At 51.9% G+C, this 13,641-nt stretch carries 19 protein-coding genes; 13 read left to right on the top strand and 6 right to left on the bottom strand.

Translation table 11 applies throughout. The features are described 5' to 3' along the window. The first annotated feature begins 99 nt into the window (after positions 1-99). The 7 genes from rpsM (at position 100) to DXX3274_RS23135 (ending at position 3,803) form a co-directional block, all read left to right on the top strand. Entirely contained in the window at positions 100-456 is a 357-nt protein-coding gene (gene rpsM / locus DXX3274_RS19920; RefSeq protein WP_022635102.1) for a 30S ribosomal protein S13, read from the top strand. Positions 457-472: 16 nt separating this feature from the next. Beyond that, positions 473-862: a 30S ribosomal protein S11 gene (rpsK, locus tag DXX3274_RS19915; protein WP_002919257.1), complete on the top strand. Its 390-nt coding sequence runs from the start codon at positions 473-475 to the stop codon at positions 860-862. A 30-nt stretch (positions 863-892) separates the two neighbouring features. Then, the gene (gene rpsD / locus DXX3274_RS19910) at positions 893-1,513 is read left to right on the top strand and encodes a 30S ribosomal protein S4 (RefSeq protein ID WP_013319692.1); all 621 of its coding nucleotides are present in this window, start codon (positions 893-895) and stop codon (positions 1,511-1,513) included. 25 nt (positions 1,514-1,538) lie between these two features. After that, entirely contained in the window at positions 1,539-2,528 is a 990-nt protein-coding gene (gene rpoA / locus DXX3274_RS19905) for a DNA-directed RNA polymerase subunit alpha (protein WP_012768121.1), read from the top strand. 40 nt (positions 2,529-2,568) lie between these two features. Beyond that, positions 2,569-2,961, top strand: a complete 393-nt coding sequence (gene rplQ, locus DXX3274_RS19900) for a 50S ribosomal protein L17 (protein ID WP_012768122.1) — start codon at positions 2,569-2,571, stop codon at positions 2,959-2,961. A gap of 128 nt (positions 2,962-3,089) precedes the next feature. Further along, complete coding sequence (locus DXX3274_RS19895) at positions 3,090-3,476, top strand: DUF1992 domain-containing protein (RefSeq protein ID WP_042861307.1); 387 nt, start codon at positions 3,090-3,092, stop codon at positions 3,474-3,476. Between the two features lie 60 nt (positions 3,477-3,536). Then, positions 3,537-3,803 (top strand): alternative ribosome-rescue factor A, encoded by a 267-nt coding sequence (locus tag DXX3274_RS23135; RefSeq protein WP_071603995.1) that lies wholly within the window; start codon positions 3,537-3,539, stop codon positions 3,801-3,803. Here DXX3274_RS23135 and mscL read toward each other — a convergent pair. The 5 genes from mscL to def form a co-directional block, all read right to left on the bottom strand. Beyond that, positions 3,766-4,191, bottom strand: coding sequence for a large-conductance mechanosensitive channel protein MscL (gene mscL, locus DXX3274_RS19890; RefSeq protein ID WP_042861306.1), 426 nt, complete (start codon positions 4,189-4,191; stop codon positions 3,766-3,768). The genes DXX3274_RS23135 and mscL overlap by 38 nt on opposite strands. Before the next feature lie 104 nt (positions 4,192-4,295). After that, positions 4,296-5,672, bottom strand: a complete 1,377-nt coding sequence (gene trkA, locus DXX3274_RS19885; protein WP_038665103.1) for a Trk system potassium transporter TrkA — start codon at positions 5,670-5,672, stop codon at positions 4,296-4,298. A 50-nt stretch (positions 5,673-5,722) separates the two neighbouring features. Continuing rightward, positions 5,723-7,018 carry a 16S rRNA (cytosine(967)-C(5))-methyltransferase RsmB gene (gene rsmB / locus DXX3274_RS19880; RefSeq protein ID WP_042861305.1) on the bottom strand — a complete coding sequence of 432 codons (1,296 nt, stop codon included), beginning with the start codon at positions 7,016-7,018 and terminating at the stop codon, positions 5,723-5,725. 60 nt (positions 7,019-7,078) lie between these two features. Further along, positions 7,079-8,020: a methionyl-tRNA formyltransferase gene (gene fmt / locus DXX3274_RS19875; protein WP_042861304.1), complete on the bottom strand. Its 942-nt coding sequence runs from the start codon at positions 8,018-8,020 to the stop codon at positions 7,079-7,081. 36 nt (positions 8,021-8,056) lie between these two features. Further along, entirely contained in the window at positions 8,057-8,566 is a 510-nt protein-coding gene (gene def, locus DXX3274_RS19870; protein ID WP_042861303.1) for a peptide deformylase, read from the bottom strand. Between the two features lie 112 nt (positions 8,567-8,678). Between def and dprA the strand changes: the two genes are divergently transcribed. Genes dprA through DXX3274_RS19840 form a run of 6 tightly spaced genes read left to right on the top strand, consistent with a single transcriptional unit; the run spans position 8,679 to position 12,511 of the window. Beyond that, on the top strand, positions 8,679-9,812 hold the full coding sequence (gene dprA, locus DXX3274_RS19865) for a DNA-protecting protein DprA (protein WP_042862244.1): 1,134 nt from the start codon (positions 8,679-8,681) through the stop codon (positions 9,810-9,812). After that, a complete protein-coding gene (locus tag DXX3274_RS19860; protein WP_033570841.1) occupies positions 9,784-10,257 on the top strand; it encodes a DUF494 family protein in 474 nt (157 codons plus the stop codon). Before dprA ends, DXX3274_RS19860 begins: the two co-directional genes overlap by 29 nt. A 19-nt stretch (positions 10,258-10,276) precedes the next feature. Beyond that, complete coding sequence (locus DXX3274_RS23130) at positions 10,277-10,837, top strand: type I DNA topoisomerase (RefSeq protein ID WP_071603994.1); 561 nt, start codon at positions 10,277-10,279, stop codon at positions 10,835-10,837. Then, complete coding sequence (gene tsaC / locus DXX3274_RS19850) at positions 10,830-11,399, top strand: L-threonylcarbamoyladenylate synthase type 1 TsaC (RefSeq protein WP_071603993.1); 570 nt, start codon at positions 10,830-10,832, stop codon at positions 11,397-11,399. The genes DXX3274_RS23130 and tsaC overlap by 8 nt, the downstream gene beginning before the upstream one ends. Before the next feature lie 18 nt (positions 11,400-11,417). Further along, the gene (gene aroE, locus DXX3274_RS19845) at positions 11,418-12,245 is read left to right on the top strand and encodes a shikimate dehydrogenase (RefSeq protein WP_042862239.1); all 828 of its coding nucleotides are present in this window, start codon (positions 11,418-11,420) and stop codon (positions 12,243-12,245) included. Beyond that, complete coding sequence (locus DXX3274_RS19840; RefSeq protein ID WP_042861302.1) at positions 12,242-12,511, top strand: DUF1488 domain-containing protein; 270 nt, start codon at positions 12,242-12,244, stop codon at positions 12,509-12,511. Before aroE ends, DXX3274_RS19840 begins: the two co-directional genes overlap by 4 nt. 18 nt (positions 12,512-12,529) lie before the next feature. Here DXX3274_RS19840 and DXX3274_RS19835 read toward each other — a convergent pair whose 3' ends face one another. After that, on the bottom strand, positions 12,530-13,075 hold the full coding sequence (locus DXX3274_RS19835; protein ID WP_042861301.1) for a gamma carbonic anhydrase family protein: 546 nt from the start codon (positions 13,073-13,075) through the stop codon (positions 12,530-12,532). Positions 13,076-13,641 lie beyond the last annotated feature (566 nt).

The following is a 13,641-nucleotide window of genomic DNA, read 5'->3' as shown; positions in this document are numbered from 1 at the left end:
GCCAGCCAATCTTTTGTATGTAACTGCAATATCCATTTGAGTATCCTGAAAACGGGCTTTTCAGTATGGTATTGCTTTATAAAATTGTAGGAGTGCATAGTGGCCCGTATAGCAGGCATTAACATTCCTGATCATAAACATACCGTAATTGCATTAACTGCTATTTACGGCGTCGGTAAAACCCGTTCCAAATCCATCTGTGCTGCAACGGGTATTGCTGAAGATGTTAAGATCAGTGAGCTGTCTGAAGAGCAAATCGATAAGCTGCGTGACGAAGTAGCCAAGTTTGTTGTAGAAGGCGATCTGCGTCGTGAGATCACCCTGAGCATCAAGCGTCTGATGGACCTTGGTACTTATCGTGGTTTGCGTCACCGTCGTGGTCTGCCGGTTCGCGGTCAGCGTACCAAGACTAACGCCCGTACCCGTAAGGGTCCGCGCAAACCGATCAAGAAATAATCGGGGTGATTGAATAATGGCAAAGGCACCTATTCGTGCACGTAAGCGTGTAAGAAAGCAAGTCTCTGACGGTGTGGCTCATATCCATGCTTCTTTCAACAACACCATCGTTACCATTACCGATCGTCAGGGTAATGCGTTGGGTTGGGCAACTGCCGGTGGTTCCGGTTTCCGTGGTTCTCGTAAATCCACTCCGTTCGCCGCTCAGGTAGCAGCAGAGCGCTGCGCTGAAGCTGTGAAAGAGTACGGTATCAAGAATCTGGAAGTTATGGTTAAAGGACCTGGTCCGGGCCGTGAGTCTACTATCCGCGCACTGAACGCGGCTGGTTTCCGCATCACTAACATTACTGATGTGACTCCGATCCCTCATAACGGTTGTCGTCCGCCGAAAAAGCGTCGCGTGTAACGCCGCTTTTAGGATTGCTGGAGAAAGAAAATGGCAAGATATTTGGGTCCTAAGCTCAAGCTGAGCCGTCGTGAAGGCACCGACCTGTTTCTAAAGTCTGGTGTTCGCGCGATCGATTCCAAGTGTAAAATTGAACAAGCTCCTGGTCAGCACGGTGCACGTAAACCGCGTCTGTCTGACTATGGTGTGCAGTTGCGTGAAAAGCAGAAAGTTCGCCGTATCTACGGTGTTCTGGAGCGTCAGTTCCGTAACTACTACAAAGAAGCCGCTCGCCTGAAAGGCAATACAGGTGCAAACCTGTTGCAGTTGCTGGAAGGTCGTCTGGACAACGTTGTTTACCGTATGGGCTTCGGCGCTACTCGTGCAGAATCTCGCCAGCTGGTAAGTCACAAGGCTGTCATGGTAAATGGTCGCGTTGTTAACATCGCTTCTTATCAGGTATCTCCGAATGACGTAGTCAGCATCCGCGAGAAAGCGAAAAAGCAGTCTCGTGTTAAGGCCGCTCTGGAGCTGGCTGAACAGCGTGAAAAGCCAACTTGGCTGGAAGTTGATGCTGCCAAGATGGAAGGTGTGTTCAAGCGTATTCCTGAACGTACCGATCTGTCTGCGGACATTAATGAACACCTGATCGTCGAGCTTTACTCCAAGTAAAGCTTAGTACCAAAGAGAGGACACAATGCAGGGTTCTGTGACAGAGTTTCTAAAACCGCGCCTGGTAGATATCGAGCAAGTCAGTTCGACGCACGCCAAGGTGACCCTTGAGCCGTTAGAGCGGGGCTTCGGCCATACTCTTGGTAACGCACTGCGCCGTATTCTGCTTTCATCCATGCCTGGTTGCGCGGTGACCGAGGTTGAGATTGATGGTGTACTGCACGAGTACAGCACCAAAGAAGGCGTACAGGAAGATATCCTGGAAATCCTGCTCAACCTGAAAGGGCTGGCGGTGAGAGTTCAAGGCAAAGATGAAGTTATTCTTACCCTGAATAAATCTGGCATTGGCCCTGTGACTGCAGCCGACATCACCCACGACGGTGATGTCGAAATCGTCAAGCCACAGCATGTGATCTGCCATCTGACCGATGAGAACGCATCTATCAATATGCGTATCAAAGTTCAGCGTGGTCGCGGTTATGTGCCGGCGTCTGCCCGTATTCATACGGAAGAAGATGAGCGCCCGATCGGTCGCCTGTTAGTCGACGCTTGCTACAGCCCTGTTGAGCGTATCGCTTACAATGTTGAAGCAGCTCGTGTTGAACAGCGTACCGACCTGGACAAGCTGGTTATCGAGATGGAAACCAATGGTACGATCGATCCTGAAGAGGCGATCCGCCGTGCGGCGACCATTCTGGCTGAACAATTGGAAGCTTTCGTTGACTTGCGTGATGTACGTCAGCCGGAAGTGAAAGAAGAGAAACCAGAATTCGATCCGATCCTGCTGCGCCCTGTTGACGATCTTGAATTGACTGTCCGCTCTGCTAACTGCCTTAAGGCAGAAGCTATCCACTACATCGGTGATCTGGTACAGCGTACCGAGGTTGAACTGCTTAAAACGCCTAACCTGGGTAAGAAATCTCTTACTGAGATTAAAGACGTGCTGGCTTCTCGTGGTCTGTCTCTGGGCATGCGCCTGGAAAACTGGCCGCCGGCAAGCATTGCTGATGAGTAACCGGATCACAGGTTAAGGTTTTACTGAGAAGGATAAGGTCATGCGCCATCGTAAGAGTGGTCGTCAACTGAACCGTAACAGCAGCCATCGCCAGGCTATGTTCCGCAACATGGCTGGTTCTTTGGTTCGTCATGAGATTATCAAGACGACCCTGCCGAAAGCGAAAGAGCTGCGTCGTGTTGTTGAACCGCTGATTACTCTTGCCAAGACCGACAGCGTTGCTAATCGTCGTCTGGCATTCGCCCGTACTCGTGATAACGAGATCGTGGCTAAACTGTTTAATGAACTGGGCCCGCGTTTCGCGAGCCGTGCTGGTGGTTACACTCGTATTCTGAAGTGTGGCTTCCGTGCTGGTGACAATGCGCCGATGGCATACATCGAGCTCGTTGATCGCGCAGTTTCTCAGACAGAAGAAGTTGCTGCTGCAGAGTAATTTGCACTAGCGTAAAAAAGCCGGGGAAACCCGGTTTTTTTACGCCCTCATTAAACCTCGCCTTGTCGCTGTTCGAACTCTCTTCAATTGACTATCATGTGGGTAAAAATTGTGCGGGAGGCCGTTTTATGTTTCCTATTGATGAATGGGCCGAGCGTCATATCATCGAGGCGCAAAAGCGTGGAGAGTTAGACCATTTGCCAGGAAGCGGTAAGCCGCTTCAGTTGGATGACAATAGCGCTGTTCCTGCTGAACTACGCAGCGCATACCATCTGATGAAGAATGGCGGTTTTTTGCCGCCGGAACTGTCCGATCGCAAAGAAGCGCTGACCTTGGTAAATTTACTGCGCGTGGCTGACCCAGCATCAGCTGACTATGTTGATTTATCCCGGCGACTCAAGGTACTTGAGTTACGCCTGCAACTGTCAGGAATGAATACTGATTTTCTGAAAGGGTCTTATCAGCATGCATTAGGCCGCAGGCTGGAGAAGAATATTTCCGTTAAAGATGACTGAACCGCTTGCTATAAAAGGCAATTTGCTTTGAATGTTATATCCATCAAATGAGGTAGATTTATGTCACATTATCGCCATAGCAAAGGGCAGATAAAAGATAACGCGCTTGAGGCGCTGCTCCATGACCCTCTGTTTCGCCAGCGTGTTGAGCAGAATGCGAAAGGTAAAGGGAGCTATCGCCGGAAAGAGAAACATCAAAAAGCACAGAGTAAGAACTGGGAGGCCAGTGGTAAGAAAACAATGCTTTTACCACTGGCCTTCTGGCATGTTGGTTCTGTCGTTAAAGCAATTATGCGTTTTTGGAATGGTTATCGGCCTGTTGTTTGAGTAAATCACGGATCTCTGTCAGTAATTTTTCCTCCGCGCTGATCTTGGGCGGCGTATTGGGTTCTTCCTGTTGGGTCCGGCGTAATTTATTCATTAGCTTAATTGCCATAAAAATGGCAAATGCAACGATGATAAAATCAAAAATATTCTGAATGAATACGCCGTAATTAATACTGACGGCGGCTATATTGCCTTGCGCCTCTCGCAGAACCCAATGAAACTGTTTGAAATCGACGCCGCCGATCAATAGTCCCAGCGGTGGCATGATAATGTCCGATACCAACGACGATACGATTTTCCCGAACGCGGCGCCGATAATGACCCCGACGGCCAGGTCAACCACGTTGCCGCGCATAGCGAATTCACGAAACTCTTTTATAAAGCTCATAACACTCTCCCCGATAAAACCTTTTTTAATTTTAACAAGCGATGGAAAATTTACCAAAAAGGGATATCTCAGGGCGTGCAGGATAAAAACGCCCTGAGGAAAGGTTAGAGGAAGAATGGGCTGGGCTGGAATAAACGCTCGACGTCGGACACATATTTCTTGTCAGTCAAAAACATGATGACATGGTCACCCTGTTCTATCTGCAAATTGTTATTGGCAATGATGACGTCATCGCCGCGCACAATCGCCCCGATAATTGTTCCTGGCGGCAGTTTGATATCGGCGATCATGCGGCCGACTACTTTCGATGTGCCTTCATCACCATGCGCAATTGCTTCAATCGCTTCTGCTACACCGCGTCGCAGCGACGATACACTGACGATATCCGCTTTACGCACATGTCCCAGCAATGCGGAAATAGTGGCCTGCTGTGGCGAAATGGCAACATCAATGACACTACCCTGCACCAGATCGACATAGGCCCGGCGCTGGATCAGGACCATCGCTTTTTTGGCCCCCATCCGTTTTGCCAGCATGGCTGACATGATATTCGCTTCATCATCGTTGGTGATGGCGATGAATACATCAATCTGTTCAACGTGCTCCTGAGCCAGCAATTCCTGGTCAGAAGCATCGCCGTGAAAGACGATAGTGTGTTGCAGGCGCTCCGCTAACTCTGCTGCCCGCAACGCGTCGCGCTCTATTAGCTTGACGCTATAATCCTTTTCGAGCCTGAGGGCCAGACCTGCCCCCACATTTCCGCCCCCAACAATCATGATGCGCTTATAGGGCTTCTCCAGCCGCTGCATCTCACTCATTACCGCCCGAATATGCTGTGAGGCGGCGATAAAGAACACTTCATCGCCGGCTTCAATCACGGTTGAGCCTTGAGGGCGAATCGGCCGGTCATGGCGGAAAATTGCTGCGACCCGCGTTTCTATATGAGGCATATGATCGCGCATCGTTGCAATCGCATTACCCACCAAAGGCCCGCCATAGTACGCATTTACCGCAGCAATACTGACTTTTCCTTCAGCAAAATTGACTACCTGCAATGCGCCCGGATACTCGATCAATTTATAAATATTGTCGATAACCAGTTGTTCCGGCGAAATAAGGTGATCAATCGGGACGGCTTCCGCCTGAAATAACTGCTCAGATTCACGGATATACTCCGATGAACGGATACGCGCGATGCGATTAGGAGTATTGAACAGGGAGTAAGCGACCTGACAGGCGATCATGTTGGTTTCGTCGGAATTGGTTACGGCGATCAACATATCCGCATCTTCAGCGCCGGCTTCGCGCAATACGCGCGGATGAGAGGCGTAGCCGGTCACCACGCGCAGATCGAATTTGTCCTGAAGCTGGCGTAGCCGGGTCGTATTGGTGTCCACAACGGTAATGTCATTGTTTTCGCCTGACAGATTTTCTGCCAGCGTTCCGCCAACCTGACCTGCACCAAGAATAATTATCTTCATCGTGATTTCTGCCGTGTCTGTTTCTGTCGGGGCTTATCAACCGGTTAGAGCTATTGCCCGTTTTTTACCAGCTTCGCATAAAAGAAACCATCGCCATCTTCCGCCGCGGGTAATTTCTGAATCCCAGGGTGCTCCGGGCTGCCGGTATCAACCAATGCGGCATCGGGATGGCGTTGCAGAAATGCGGCCACTTGCTGCTGGTTTTCCTCCGGTAGTATAGAGCAGGTGGCGTACACCAGCGTGCCGCCACTTTTCAGCCGTGGCCAGATAGCCTCCAGAATTGCCTGCTGCATAGCAGCCAGTTCGGCAATGTCGCTATCGCGGCGCAACCATTTGATATCCGGGTGACGGCGAATGACGCCGGTCGCGGAGCAAGGCGCATCAAGCAAAATACGATCAAAGAGCTTGTCTCCACACCATTCTGTTGGTGTTCGGCCATCTCCGCATTTGACCTCGGCGTGCTGACCAAGGCGTTGCAAATTCTCTCTGACCCGCTTCAGCCGTTGTTCATCCACGTCGACGGCGAGTACATGAGCATGGGGAGCGGCTTCAAGTATGTGGGTTGCCTTTCCGCCAGGCGCCGCGCACAGATCGAGAATATCTTCGTGGTCTTGCGGCGACAGCCAGTGGATACAGCCTTGCGCCGACGCGTCCTGTACGGTGACCCAGCCCTGCTCGAATCCCGGTAGCTGATTGACGGCGCAGGGCGTCCCCAGTCGAATGGCATCCTCATAGAAAGGGTGAGGATAAGCTTCTATCTCTTTTTCCTGCAGTAATGTCAGATAGGCTGCCCGGGTATGATGCTGCCGGTTGACCCGTAACCACATGGGCGGATGCTGATTGTTCGCCTCGACGATGCGCTCCCATTGCTCGGGGTAGGCCTTTTTCAGTCGTTGCAGCAGCCAGTCGGGGTGCGCATAGCGCGCTGGATTGTTCTGCAGCCGTTGCTGCAACTCGTCCTGCTGACGCTGGAACTGGCGCAATACGCCATTGATCAACCCTTTCAACTGAGGCCGTTTTAGGGCAACTGCGCCGTTAACCGTTTCCGCTAATGCGGCATGGGGAGGAATGCGAGTGTGGATGAGCTGATAGAGACCTACCATCAACAGATAATGCAGAACCTTCTGCTTGCCGGTAAGCGGTTTGGCCATCAATTGGCGGAGATGCCACTCCAGCTGTGGTAATACGCGTAATACGCCAAAGCAGATCTCCTGCAGCAGGCCGCGATCCTTCTCACTGATGTCCCGTTGGAGCGCAGGGAGCAGGTGGCTGAGTGATTGCCCTTGTTCGACAACCTGAACAAGAGCCGTGGCGGCGATGCTACGAAGATTATATGTGCTTTTCATCGGTTCAGAACGGGTAGGAGAATGTCAGTGGTACCGACATATAAGGTCGGTACCGTGGTATCAGGCCAGTGTGTGGCCCGGGATGAACCATTCGCGGCGAGAGTTAAGCAAATCCTGCGCTGACATGGCTTTTTTGCCCGACGGTTGCAGAATCTGAATATTTAATACGCCGTCAGCGGTAGCAATCCGGATGCCGTCTTTATCGGCAGCAAGTATGGTTCCCGGCTGTTGCTGATGCGAAGCGTCCAGCGCCTCGGCTTTCCAGACTTTTACCGGCTGTTCCTCAATCAGAAAATAGCTGACTGGCCACGGATTGAAAGCACGGATGCAGCGTTCCAGCTGTTTTGCCGACAATTGCCAGTCCAGACGTGCCTCTTCCTTGCTCAGTTTTTCTGCATAGGTTGCCAGGCTGTCGTCCTGTGCTTCGGCGGTCACCTGAGAAGCGGACAATTGCGCCAGTGTATCCATCAATCCCTGGGGACCCAACTTTGCCAGCTTGTCATACAGTGTGGCGCTGGTGTCGTCCGGCAGAATCGGGCATGCGATTTTGTGAAGCATGGCGCCCGTATCCAGCCCGGCGTCCATCTGCATGATCGTCACTCCCGTCTGTTTATCGCCAGCCCAGAGCGCGCGCTGTATCGGCGCCGCTCCACGCCAGCGCGGCAACAGCGATCCATGCACATTGATGCATCCCAGACGGGGCATATCCAGTACGGCTTGCGGCAGGATGAGGCCATAGGCAACCACAACCATTACATCAGCGCCCAGTTCCGCCACCAGTTGTTGATTCTCAACAGGGCGCAATGATTTGGGTTGGAATACCGGAATACCATGCTGTTCAGCCAGCACTTTAACCGGGCTGGGCGTCAGCTTGTTGCCGCGGCCTGCCGGGCGGTCCGGTTGGGTGAAAACGCCGACAACCTCATGCTCTGACGATAGCAGCGCTGCAAGATGCTGTGCGGCGAAATCAGGCGTTCCTGCGAAAATAATGCGTAATGACACGTGGTTTCCTGCCTGGAGATAGGTTTACGAGACTATTTATGCCTTGCCGTTTTGTCTGGCCAATTTTTCCAGCTTCTGGCGAATGCGTTGGCGCTTCAGCGGCGACAGGTAGTCGATAAACAGTTTGCCGACCAGGTGATCCATTTCATGCTGAATGCAAATCGCCAGCAAGCCGTCGGCTTCCAGTTCAAACGGGTTACCTTCGCGATCCAGCGCGCGTACGTTGACGTGTTCTGCCCGCGGAACCAGCGCGCGAGTTTCAGGAATGGACAAACAGCCTTCTTCAATTCCGGTATCACCGGATTTCTCCAGCAGTTCCGGGTTGATCAAGACCAGTCGTTGATCCCGTTCTTCTGAAACATCGATCACGATGATGCGCTGATGGATATCAACTTGCGTGGCCGCGAGGCCAATGCCTTCTTCCTCGTACATGGTATCGAACATATCGTCCACGATACGCTGAATCTCTGCATTAACTTCTTTTACCGGCTGCGCCTTAATGCGAAGCCGCTCATCGGGGAAATGTAATACTTGCAACACTGACATATATGTTTAGATCTGTATTCAGGTGGTTAGAACGCTCCAGCCTTTATTGTAGACATTTCCGAGGGTGATTGACAGCATCACGGCCATGGCACAGCAGGATGCGGAGTGGGATATGACGGATATGGAAATCTGGTTGCGTCTGGCGTCGGTTAAGGGCCTTGGTGCCAAACGGTGCGCGGGATTGTTCGGTCAATTGCAGGCCGAAAACTTGTATCCGGCGGGATATCTGAAATCGCTCGGACTAACGGAAAGTCAGACCGAGCAGTTTCTCGCTCTGAGCGATCTGGATATCCAGAACACGGTGCGCTGGCTGGAAAAGCCGGATCATCACCTGGTGACATTCAACAGCGCCGATTATCCCCCTTTGCTCAGTAACATCGTTTCTCCCCCAGTATGTTTGTATGTCGCCGGCGATGTTGGCGTACTGTCATCTCCGCAGATCGCGGTGATTGGCAGTCGCAACAATAGCGCTTACGGCGAGCAGTGGGGGCATGTCTTCAGCCAGCAACTTAGCCTGAATCATCTGACCATAACCAGCGGACTTGCCGTGGGGATCGATGGTATTGCCCATCAGGCCGCTCTGCAGGCGGGCGGGAAAACCATTGCGGTATTGGGGAGCGGATTAAACCAGCTTTATCCGCGCCGGCATCTGACGCTGGCGGATGCAATCGTGCAACAGGGTGGGGCTCTGGTGTCGGAGTTTCCCCTGAATACCCGGCCGTTGCCGGTGAATTTCCCACGTCGCAATCGCATCATCAGCGGATTAAGCTTGGGCGTTCTGGTGGTGGAAGCGTCGATGCGTAGTGGCTCGCTGGTGACGGCGCGTTATGCATTGGAGCAAAACCGCGAGGTATTCGCTCTGCCCGGTCCGATTGGTAATCCGATGACGGAAGGTAACCACTGGCTAATACAGCAAGGGGCCAGCCTGGTTACCCAGCCTCAGGACATTTTTGAACAACTCCATAATGGACTGCGTTGGTTTGCCGATATTCCTGGTGAGGGCGTTCCGGAAATTATTTGTGCGACGGAAGGTGAACTGGAATTGCCATTTGCTGATGTGTTGGCTACCGTAGGAGATGAGGTTACACCTGTTGACGTTGTCGCTGAACGTGCCGGCCAACCTGTGCCAGAGGTGGTGAGTAAGTTACTGGATCTGGAGTTAGCAGGGTGGATCGCAGCTGTACCCGGCGGCTATGTCCGTATAAGGAGGGCAGGCCATGTTCGACGTACTCATGTACTTGTTTGAAACTTACATCCACAATGAAACCGAAATGCGTGTCGATCAAGATACGTTGACTGATGACCTCACCCGCGCGGGATTTGATCGTGACGATATCTACAGCGCGTTGGACTGGCTGGAAAAACTGGCCGACTTGCAGGAAGGGCAAACCCCGCCACTGGCGTTGGCCAGCGACTCTCTGGCGTTGCGCATTTACACCGCTGAAGAGGAACAACGTCTGGATGTGGATTGTCGCGGCTTTCTGCTGTTTCTTGAGCAGATTAAAGTGCTCAATCTCGAAACCCGTGAGATGGTCATTGATCGGGTGATGGCGCTTGAAACGCAGGATTTTGACCTGGAAGATCTAAAATGGGTCATTCTGATGGTGCTGTTCAATGTGCCAGGTTGCGAAAATGCCTATCAGCAAATGGAAGATTTACTCTTTGAAGCCAATGAAGGGTATTTGCAGTAGTCGGGAATCAAAGTAAATCATGGCCAAAACCATACTTATTGCTGAAAAGCCTCAGCAGGTGTGTCCTGAATGTGGGGCCGTGTTGGTTATCCGTTCCGGGCAGCACGGCCCGTTTCTTGGTTGTTCCCGTTATCCTGAATGCCATTATATTCGACCACTTAAAGCCTATGCTGATGGGCATGTGGTGAAGGTGCTGGATGGGCAACATTGCCCTCGTTGCCAGTCGGCGCTGGTGCTGCGTCAGGGGCGTTATGGCATGTTCATCTGTTGCAGTAACTATCCTGAATGCGAGCATACGGAAGCCATCGATCGCCCGGATGAAACGACCCTGACATGTCCTCAGTGCCATGAAGGCCGATTGCTTCAGCGTAAATCTCGTTATGGCAAGACGTTTCACGCCTGCGAACGTTATCCTGCCTGTCAATTCACGCTGAATCACAAGCCGATCGAGGGGGAATGCGAATATTGCCATTACCCGTTATTGATAGAGAAGAAAACTGCGCAGGGCGTAAAACGCTTTTGTGCCAGTAAATTGTGTGGAAAGCCGGTATCGGCTGAAGAAAGTCATTGTGATGAGTAATGTAAATTCTGAAGATTTAGCACCGTTGTTACAGCAACTGCGGGAAGAAAATGTGATCGCCTACCCAACGGAGGCTGTATTTGGGCTTGGGTGCGATCCCGACAGTGAAACGGCGGTAGAACGTTTGTTGGCGTTGAAACAACGCCCGCGCGAAAAAGGGCTGATCCTGATTGCAGCGGATTTTCAGCAACTGGAACCTTATGTCGACATGTCGGCCTTGTCGGACATTCAGCGCCAGACCATCTTTACCTCCTGGCCTGGGCCGGTTACCTGGGTGCTTCCGGCCAAAACGGTGACGCCGGATTGGCTGACCGGGCGGTTCACTTCACTGGCGGTGCGAGTTAGCGATCACCCGCTGGTGAAACGGCTGTGTCTGGCATTCGGAAAGCCGCTGGTTTCTACCAGTGCTAATCTGAGCGGCCAGCCGCCGTGCCGTACAGTCAAGGAAGTGGTGGAGCAGTTTGGCGAGAGTTTTCCTGTCCTGAATGGAGAGGTTGGCGGTCGTCTGAATCCATCGGAAATTCGTGATGCCTTGACGGGAGAGATGTTGCGTCAGGGGTAGCAAGTATTGGAGAACAAGGTGTCCGTGAGTCAATCTTTTGCGGTTTTTGGTCACCCTATTGCGCACAGCAAATCGCCGCGCATTCATGAGCTGTTTGCCGAGCAGATAGGGATCTCGCTGACCTACGAGCGAATACTGGCGCCGTTGGATGGCTTTGAGGACAGCCTGAAAGCGTTTTTTCAACATGGAGCATGCGGCGCCAATGTGACGGCTCCGTTCAAGGAACGCGCATGCGCGGCTATGGATGAGTTGAGCGAGCGCGCTCGTTCCGCTGGCGCCGTCAACACGATCCAAAGGAAAGGCGATGGCTCGCTTTATGGCGACAATACTGACGGTATTGGTCTGCTGAGCGATTTGCAGCAACATGAATTTATCCAGCCTCATCATCGGGTGTTGCTGGTGGGGGCGGGTGGCGCAGCACGCGGTGTTATTCAGCCTTTGCTGGCGTACGGGTGCGAGTTAATTATCGCTAACCGCACATTCGCCAGAGCTGACGCACTGGCTGAACATTTCAGCCGCTATGGTCAGGTGAGCGCGTTGCCGATGGAAAATGTGGGCAGTCATCATTTTGATTTGATTATCAATGCTACCTCATCGGGTGTAGCGGGCGATGTTCCTGATTTGCCGGCTTCTCTAATTTCTTCAGATGTGTGCTGTTATGACATGTTTTATCAGTCGGAACCGACTCCTTTTTTGAAGTGGTGCATCCAGCAGGGGGCACAACGCTATGTTGACGGAATGGGGATGCTGGTCTGGCAGGCGGCGCATGCGTTCAATTTGTGGCATGGCGTCATGCCGGATGCCGCGCCGGTAATTCATAAAATGAAGCAGGAACTGGGAACATGAATCAGGCGATTCAGTTTCCAGATCGGGAAAGGTGGAGTGATCACGATGCGGCGATCATTTTTCCGGTACTGGTAGGCGGGTTCCAGCGCGAGTGTGTGATTAGACGATATGTTTTGCTGGAACGTTATGGTGAGGCGCAGCCGGAACAGTGGCTGTCACTGTTCCGTGAACATCGCTGGGATTGGGAAGAGGAGTTTGAACGCTTGATCCGTGATGATGAATACGACGAGCAGGGGCGCTTTCTATTTAGTGATGAAATTCATTGATGGAAAGCGCCGATTGCTTCACTGGTGTGATTGGTTTAGATATTCGTCTTTCCAGCACACATAGTTATTGGATGAATAAAGCAGCCCTTCCAGTTCCTGCTCTGTCAGTGGGCGAACCTTTTTAGCTGGACTACCAAGATAAAGGTAACCTTTCTCCAGCGTTTTTCCCGGCGAAACCAGACTACCTGCACCAATGATGACGTCATCTTCAACGATGACGCCATCAAGAAGAATTGAACCCATGCCCACCAGGACACGATTGCCGATCGTGCAACCATGCAGCATGGCCTTGTGCCCGACGGTAACGTCTTCCCCGATAATTAATGGATTTCCATTCGCGTTTCTTTCCGAACGGTGGGTTACGTGCAAGACGCTGCCATCCTGAATATTGGTGCGCGAACCAATCCGGATGAAGTTGACATCGCCCCGGATGACCACTAATGGCCAAATACTCACATCATCCGCCAGCGTGACCTCTCCGATAACTACACTGGAAGGATCCACCATGACGTTTTTACCGATAACCGGCAGCGTTCCTTTAAACGGGCGTAATGCCTCGGACATATGCCGCAGTCTCCTAAAGTTAATATTACGGATCCCGGATCCTTGGTTGGATCCGGCTTTATTGCTCAGAAAATAGCGTTGCCTGCACAATAACTCAACGTAAGGGTGGAAAAATGCGCGAACGGAAAAAAAGATCGAGAAAGTGGTTGTGTAACCCGTTCGGATCCCTATAATGCGCATCCACTGACACGGCAACGGCGATGAGCCAGCGCGGTGTGAGGCGGAGAAAACGAGAAAAAAGTCGTTGACTCTGAATGAGGAAGGCGTAGTATACGCCACCTCGCGACAGCAGGCTGTAAGCCGGTCGCACTGCTCTTTAACAATCAATCAGACAATCTGTGTGGGCACTCGCAGGACGCTTCACTAAAATATTTGTGAAAAGTCTTGAAGAGTGACAACAGTTAATTCATACGAACTAACAGTAAATTCTTTGAGCACCGTTTTCTTCGGAAAACACATCAAACTTTAAATTGAAGAGTTTGATCATGGCTCAGATTGAACGCTGGCGGCAGGCCTAACACATGCAAGTCGAGCGGCAGCGGGGGAAGCTTGCTTCCCGCCGGCGA

It is taken from the genome of Dickeya sp. NCPPB 3274 (genome assembly GCF_000406205.1).
GTDB lineage: Bacteria > Pseudomonadota > Gammaproteobacteria > Enterobacterales > Enterobacteriaceae > Dickeya > Dickeya fangzhongdai.
This window is presented reverse-complemented; position numbering and strand designations above follow the sequence as displayed.